This is a genomic window from Candidatus Enterococcus courvalinii (assembly GCF_017315945.1).
Taxonomy (GTDB): Bacteria; Bacillota; Bacilli; order Lactobacillales; family Enterococcaceae; genus Enterococcus_B; species Enterococcus_B courvalinii.
Genome location: NZ_JAFLWI010000022.1, coordinates 21,645 through 27,644 on the forward strand (window position 1 = coordinate 21,645; position 6,000 = coordinate 27,644).

Annotated in this window: 7 protein-coding genes; 1 reads left to right on the forward strand and 6 read right to left on the reverse strand. The window is 36.5% G+C overall.

Going from position 1 to position 6,000, the window contains the following annotated elements:
• Window positions 1-85: 85 nt before the first annotated feature.
• From JZO71_RS11765 to map, 6 genes are all read right to left on the reverse strand, one after another.
• Window positions 86-793 (reverse strand): glycosyltransferase family 2 protein, encoded by a 708-nt coding sequence (locus JZO71_RS11765; protein WP_206899881.1) that lies wholly within the window; start codon window positions 791-793, stop codon window positions 86-88.
• A gap of 4 nt (window positions 794-797) precedes the next feature.
• Window positions 798-1,625, reverse strand: coding sequence for a glycosyltransferase (locus JZO71_RS11770; protein WP_206899883.1), 828 nt, complete (start codon window positions 1,623-1,625; stop codon window positions 798-800).
• Entirely contained in the window at window positions 1,625-2,425 is an 801-nt protein-coding gene (locus JZO71_RS11775) for a glycosyltransferase (RefSeq protein ID WP_206899885.1), read from the reverse strand. Before JZO71_RS11775 ends, JZO71_RS11770 begins: the two co-directional genes overlap by 1 nt.
• Window positions 2,426-3,556 carry a glycosyltransferase family 4 protein gene (locus JZO71_RS11780; RefSeq protein WP_206899886.1) on the reverse strand — a complete coding sequence of 377 codons (1,131 nt, stop codon included), beginning with the start codon at window positions 3,554-3,556 and terminating at the stop codon, window positions 2,426-2,428. It abuts the gene before it with no gap.
• 89 nt (window positions 3,557-3,645) lie between these two features.
• Entirely contained in the window at window positions 3,646-4,569 is a 924-nt protein-coding gene (locus JZO71_RS11785) for a YihY/virulence factor BrkB family protein (protein ID WP_206899889.1), read from the reverse strand.
• Window positions 4,570-4,592: 23 nt separating this feature from the next.
• Window positions 4,593-5,357 (reverse strand): type I methionyl aminopeptidase, encoded by a 765-nt coding sequence (gene map, locus JZO71_RS11790; RefSeq protein WP_206899891.1) that lies wholly within the window; start codon window positions 5,355-5,357, stop codon window positions 4,593-4,595.
• Between the two features lie 163 nt (window positions 5,358-5,520).
• On the opposite strand from map, the gene JZO71_RS11795 reads away from it, so the two are divergent.
• A complete protein-coding gene (locus tag JZO71_RS11795) occupies window positions 5,521-5,970 on the forward strand; it encodes a flavodoxin (RefSeq protein ID WP_206899892.1) in 450 nt (149 codons plus the stop codon).
• Window positions 5,971-6,000 lie beyond the last annotated feature (30 nt).

Here is a 6,000-nt window from a genome sequence, read left to right on the forward strand (position 1 = left end):
TTTTTTCAAATTTCACTTTGTTATTATCTCATCAATCCAGACATTTGTCATGAGCTATTTAGCATTTAATGCTTTTTTATTAAACTTAGCGTCGATGCCACTTTCTTTTTAAATAGGACACTAATAAGTGGTATCGCCATGTCAATTTTTGTTGAAAACTAGAATGTGTTTGAATTTCGCTCGCATTCAAGTCGTGACGCCGATATAACGTTAACGGTTCACGGATAAATCCAACCTGATTTCCACCCAACAAGCCAATCCACATATCATGCATAGGCACATCCTCTGGAATTGGTAAGATTTTCGGCTTCATACTTGAACGAAAAGCCATACCAGCCCCAATGTAATGACTACGAATAAAGTTATTCAACCATCCTTCTTTCGAATGACGATAAGTAAAATAAGAAGGATAAATCGTTTCGAGATTCTCGTCCACAATCACCAAGTCCGAAACAACAACTTGTCTTTTCGGATGAGCTGCAAAGTCAGCCGTTATCCTTTTTACTTTGTTGTCTAACCAAACATCATCTTGGTCAGCCAAAAAAATGATTTCACCATTTGCTTTTTCAATGGCATGGGAAAAATTTTGAATCAGTCCACGTTGGGGTCCTTTTAATAGTTTGATACGTGAGTCTTGTTGTGCATATTCCATCAAAATATTCCAAGTGTTGTCAACTGATCCATCATCAGAAATAACTAGCTCATCTGTTGTAGAAAGCTGTCGTAGAATGCTATTTAATTGTTCTCTAAGATATCTTTCGCCATTAAATGTGGCCATGCAAACAGATCGCAAAAATTTACACCTTCCCCATCTCAACATAAGCGCGTAAAGTTAAACGCCAAATTTTTCGATTCTTCACTGTCAAAAATTGTTTAACGCTTCTTAAAAGCAATTGTTTACGATGCTTTTTCCAGTGAATCTGATCATACTCACGATAGAATTTTGTTTCAGCAGCTAAAATCGACTCATATCTGGTTGTCGATACTTTTTCATAATTGAGCACAGATAAGTCATGCTCCAAACGAATAGGCAAAACTTCAATTTTTTTGTGCAGCTGATGAACTTTCCAAAAAAACCAATGATCTAAAAAGTCTAAAGAAAAAGCAGGATCAAACCCGCCAATTGTTTGTAAAAATGAAATTGAAAAAACGGTTCCCGAATTGATTGCCATCACTCGCTGCCCCATCATTCCCACCTCAGAAACTGCTTGATAGGTACGATTAACATATTGATCAGCATAGACAGGTGAGATTTGTTGTCCTTGATCAAAGACCATCGGTACAGCGACAACGCAGTCATCTGAAAATTCAACCTGACGAACTCGTTCTAAATAACTTTCATTTAAAACGGTGTCTTGATCTAATGTAATCAGCCGCTGAACCGTGGGAAGAGCTTGCGACAGTGCATAATTGTAGGCCGCCGCCAATCCCGGATTTTGCGCGTCATGATAATAATTCACTAACTTGTTTTCAAACAATGAATGATGTTGTTCCACTGGACTGTTATCAAAAATAACGAATTGGATTTTTTGATCCATCACAGCTTGTGATAACAGGGCAAAAGAAGGTATTTTTTCTATTGGTTGCTGATACAATACGACAACAACTAAACTAGTTGGTTTCATTAGAAGAAACTCCACCCCCACTTATGGAAAAATTTTGCCATGGAAGACATAAAAATTCGAAATAATTTAAAGTTACGATGCGCACCTTTTCCATATAAGTGAACGACTGAATGAGTTGGGGTATACAGCAATTTGTACCCAGCTTGCTCAAATTTCAAACACAAATCATTGTCTTCAAAGTACATAAAGTAGCGGGAATCAAATCCTGTGACCTCAGTAAACTTTTCTGTATCGATTACCATAAAGCTCCCTGATATCATTCGAACGTAACTATTTTTATCAAGAGGAAGATCTCGACACTCGAACTTAGCCAAGCGTTTATCAAACAATTTTTTCACCCATTTAAAAGGAATGAACCGCAACATATAATCAAAAACGTCTAGACGTTCACGAATCAAATATTGGACAGAACCATCTTCATTTAAAATCTTAGGGGCTAGCATCGCACATTCGGGATGTTCCATTAGTAATTCAACAACTTCCACGATTGTTTGCTCATCCACCAAAATATCAGGATTAAAAATAACTGCATAACGATAGTTACTATTCAATAAATTTTGATTATGTCCATAACCAAATCCACTGTTTTCCTGATGGAAGTTAATGTGTAGATATGGATATTGTAAATACTCCTTCAATTTAGCCTGATATTCAGGTGAGGAATTATTATCAAAAATAACGATCTCAATTGCTGGTTTTTCACCAATCGTTGCAATCAAGGTATCTAATGTACGAAAAATCTTCTGACTATTTGCGGTCACTATACTGATTAGGACCGGCTGTTCTAATTTTTTATTCATCTAATGATGGTCCCATTTCTTCAAATATTTCTGCAGTACTTGCGTACGATATTCTTTATTCCCCAAAAATCGTAAAGTTTTCAAAATAAATTGGTGCTTTTCACCAATCAATCCAATTAACTCCAGTAACAAAATAATCGCAAATAACATTACCAGCACCAGAACAATTGTCCCGACTTGACCAGCATAATTCATGATCATTGCGGTGAAAGAAAACATTAACGCCATCGCGTAAATCGCCAAAACTGCTCCTTTATGTGTGAAGCCTAAGCTCAACAAGCGGTGATGCAAATGTTTTTTATCCGCAGTTGAAAAAGATACCCGATTTGCTTTTCGACGAACGATCGCAAAAAAAGTATCCGTCACTGGAACACCTAAAACAATCAATAAAGAAATTGATGAAACAAACGTTACATTTTTTAACCCTTGTAAAGATAAAACAGCCAACATAAACCCTAAAAATAATGCACCTGTATCCCCCAAATAAATCTTGGCAGGATAAAAATTATACGGAAAGAAGCCGATGATGCTTGCTACTAAACAGAAAATAACGATAGGAATGTACACAGTGGATGAGTGAAGAAAGAAATACCCAATGATCCCAATTGTAATCAATCCAATCAGTGATACTCCTGCAGCTAAACCATCCAACCCATCAATCAAATTCACAGCATTTGTGATACCGAAAATCCAAAAAATCGTTACCGGAAAGCTTAACCATCCTAGTTCAAAATGACCAAAAAAGGGTAAAGTGAACGAATCGATGTGAATATCTGCTAGAAAATAGATGACAAGTGAGGCTAGTAAAATTCCGACGCTTTTTTGCTTCGGCGTTAGCTCGAAGCGATCATCTAGCACTCCTGTAATGATAATGATCAACGCTGCTAACAAAATAGGTACAATATAAAATCTTGGAATAATATCATGAAACAAAATCAACGTTGAAATAACAAAAGATATAAAAATCGGCAACCCTCCGGCACTTGGCATCGGTACTGTATTGATTCTTCGCGCGTTCGGTTTATCGACCATTCCTGTTTGGACAGAAATTATTTTAAATATCGGTGTTAAAATCAACGATAATACTATCGTTAGGAAAAATCTAACGACCATACTAAACGAAACAAGCATCTGGACACCTACTTTAACTTGAGAGTTTTCCCGTTATTATAAAACACTATCATTAGTTTACAATAAGTCGAGTAAAAGAACGTAAAATTTTACGCTTTTTTATTAGAAATTTTATTTTTTATTTTTTCAACCCAACGATTGAGTGGTCCTTTTCGATGTGTTGCCTGACTGCCCAATACATATTCTTGGACCACAGCATTGATAATTCCACCAAGAATGACAATGGTTGCAGCAAAATTCAACCACAGCATCAAAACGATGAAACTTCCGATAATTTGATACCCGCTGACGCGTGAAGCAAAGTATTTCGCATAAATTCCAAAAACTTGTGACAACAACATCCAGCCAACTGTAGCAAAAATCGTCCCAGGCAAAATCGTTTTTAATTTCAATTGAGCGTTCGGCACGATCAAGTAAATCAAGAACAAAATAACAAATAAAGCAACTAATGTTACAGGCCACTTCAGCGCTTGAAACTGATCGATCAACTGTAGTGGAAACTGGAAAATTGGTTGAATTGCTTCAAGAATCAGGTTACCTAACCCTAAGACGATGGTCACCCCACCTATTGCAACCATAAATAAGACAATAACAACTAATGAAACAAGGCGGACAATCAAAAAGTTCTTTCGATTGTCCACACCATAAGCTTTATTCATTGCAATTTGTAATGCATTAATACTTTGACTTGCTGACCAAAGTGCAGCTAAAGCAGAAATTGAAAGCAAACCGCCAGAACTTTGAGTCAGTAAATCTTTGATTGCAGGGCCAATAAATTGGTAAATCGTTTCAGGCATAACCTCTCGAACATAAGTTAACACTGTATTTGGATCAATATTCAAAAAGGGCAATACGTTGCCAAATGCAATAATCAGCGGAAACAACGATAACAACAAATAATAAGCAACAACAACAGAAGTTGTCCCAATTTCAGAATCATTCATTCGTTTTTGAGTTGTTTCGATAAATCGCATCAAGTCCTTATTTTCTTTAATTTTCTGCCAAATCCCCATTTATTTCCCCTATACTCTTATTATTAGTACGTGCCTTCTTCACCTTGTGAAGTTAAAATTTTCGGACCGTCTTTCGTAATGGCTAAAGTATGTTCATATTGACAAGATAGCCCACCATCACGTGTATACGCAGTCCAACCGTTTGGATCCATTTTCATCTTCCAAGTTCCAGTATTGACCATTGGTTCAATTGTAATAACCATGCCTTCTTTCAATCGAAGACCTTTTCCTGCTTCACCATAATGAGGGACAGCTGGCTCTTCATGAATAGTTGGACCAACACCATGGCCGATAAAATCGCGTACGACAGATAAGTTTTCAGATTCAACGTAAGTTTGGATTGCATGACCAATATCTCCAATGCGATTGCCAACTTTCGCTTGTTCAATCCCAAGATACAACGCTTTTTTCGTTACTTCCATTAAACGATCGATTTCAGGTGTTGATTCCCCAACAACATAAGCCCAACAAGAATCAGAAATGCCACCTTTTAAATCGATACACATATCGACTTTAACTAAATCACCGCTTTTTAGCGGTTTTTTCCGAGGAAAACCATGACAAATTTCATCATTGATACTAATACAAGTTGCATATTCATAACCTTCAAAACCGATTTGAGCAGCAATTCCACCATGACTTTCAATATAATTTCTGACAAAAACTTCAATATCCCAGCTGGTAACACCAGGTTTGATAAAGTCGCGTAAGTTTTTATGCACGTCTGCCAATAAGGCGCCAGACTCTGCCATTGTTTCAATTTCACGTGCTGATTTTAATGTGATCATTCTCTCGTCTCCTTTTTACAAATCGTTCTCATTTTACCATAGTTATCAACGTTTAGCCAAATTGCAGTGATCATTTTATCGAGTTCTATTTCCTTTTTTTATCATCGTTTGGTATAATTCTTACGTATTAAGTTAAAATCGTTGATAAATTAGGAGGCAAATCATGACTTTAGCAAAAATCGTTTATGCTAGCATGACCGGCAATACAGAAGAAATTGCTGATATTGTAGCAGAAGCTTTTGAAAATTTAGATATTGATGTAGAAATTAATGAATGTACACAAGTTGATGCAGATGAATTTGAAGAGGCAGACATTTGTGTTGTCGCAACCTATACATATGGTGATGGTGAACTACCAGATGAGATCGTTGATTTTTATGAAGATTTAGAAGATGTTGATCTTGAAGGAAAAATTTATGGCGTTTGTGGTTCTGGTGATACATTCTATGATGAATTTTGTAAATCCGTAGATGACTTTGATGCTGTCTTTGCCAAAACAGGCGCAACAAAAGGGGCAGAAAATGTTAAAGTTGACTTGAATGCCGAAGAAGAAGACATTGAAAATCTTGAAGCCTTTGCTAAAGCACTTGTAGCGAAAGCTGATTCGTTCTAGATGCTTCACTTAAATAAAACAAAAAACCGC

Excerpts from the sequence above, each read along its gene's own strand:
- JZO71_RS11795 (WP_206899892.1), top strand. The coding sequence starts at position 5,521 with ATGACTTTAGCAAAAATCGTTTATGCTAGCATGACCGGCAATACAGAA.
- JZO71_RS11785 (WP_206899889.1), bottom strand. The coding sequence starts at position 4,569 with ATGGGGATTTGGCAGAAAATTAAAGAAAATAAGGACTTGATGCGATTT.
- map (WP_206899891.1), bottom strand. The coding sequence starts at position 5,357 with ATGATCACATTAAAATCAGCACGTGAAATTGAAACAATGGCAGAGTCT.
- JZO71_RS11770 (WP_206899883.1), bottom strand. The coding sequence starts at position 1,625 with ATGAAACCAACTAGTTTAGTTGTTGTCGTATTGTATCAGCAACCAATA.
- JZO71_RS11775 (WP_206899885.1), bottom strand. The coding sequence starts at position 2,425 with ATGAATAAAAAATTAGAACAGCCGGTCCTAATCAGTATAGTGACCGCA.
- JZO71_RS11780 (WP_206899886.1), bottom strand. The coding sequence starts at position 3,556 with ATGCTTGTTTCGTTTAGTATGGTCGTTAGATTTTTCCTAACGATAGTA.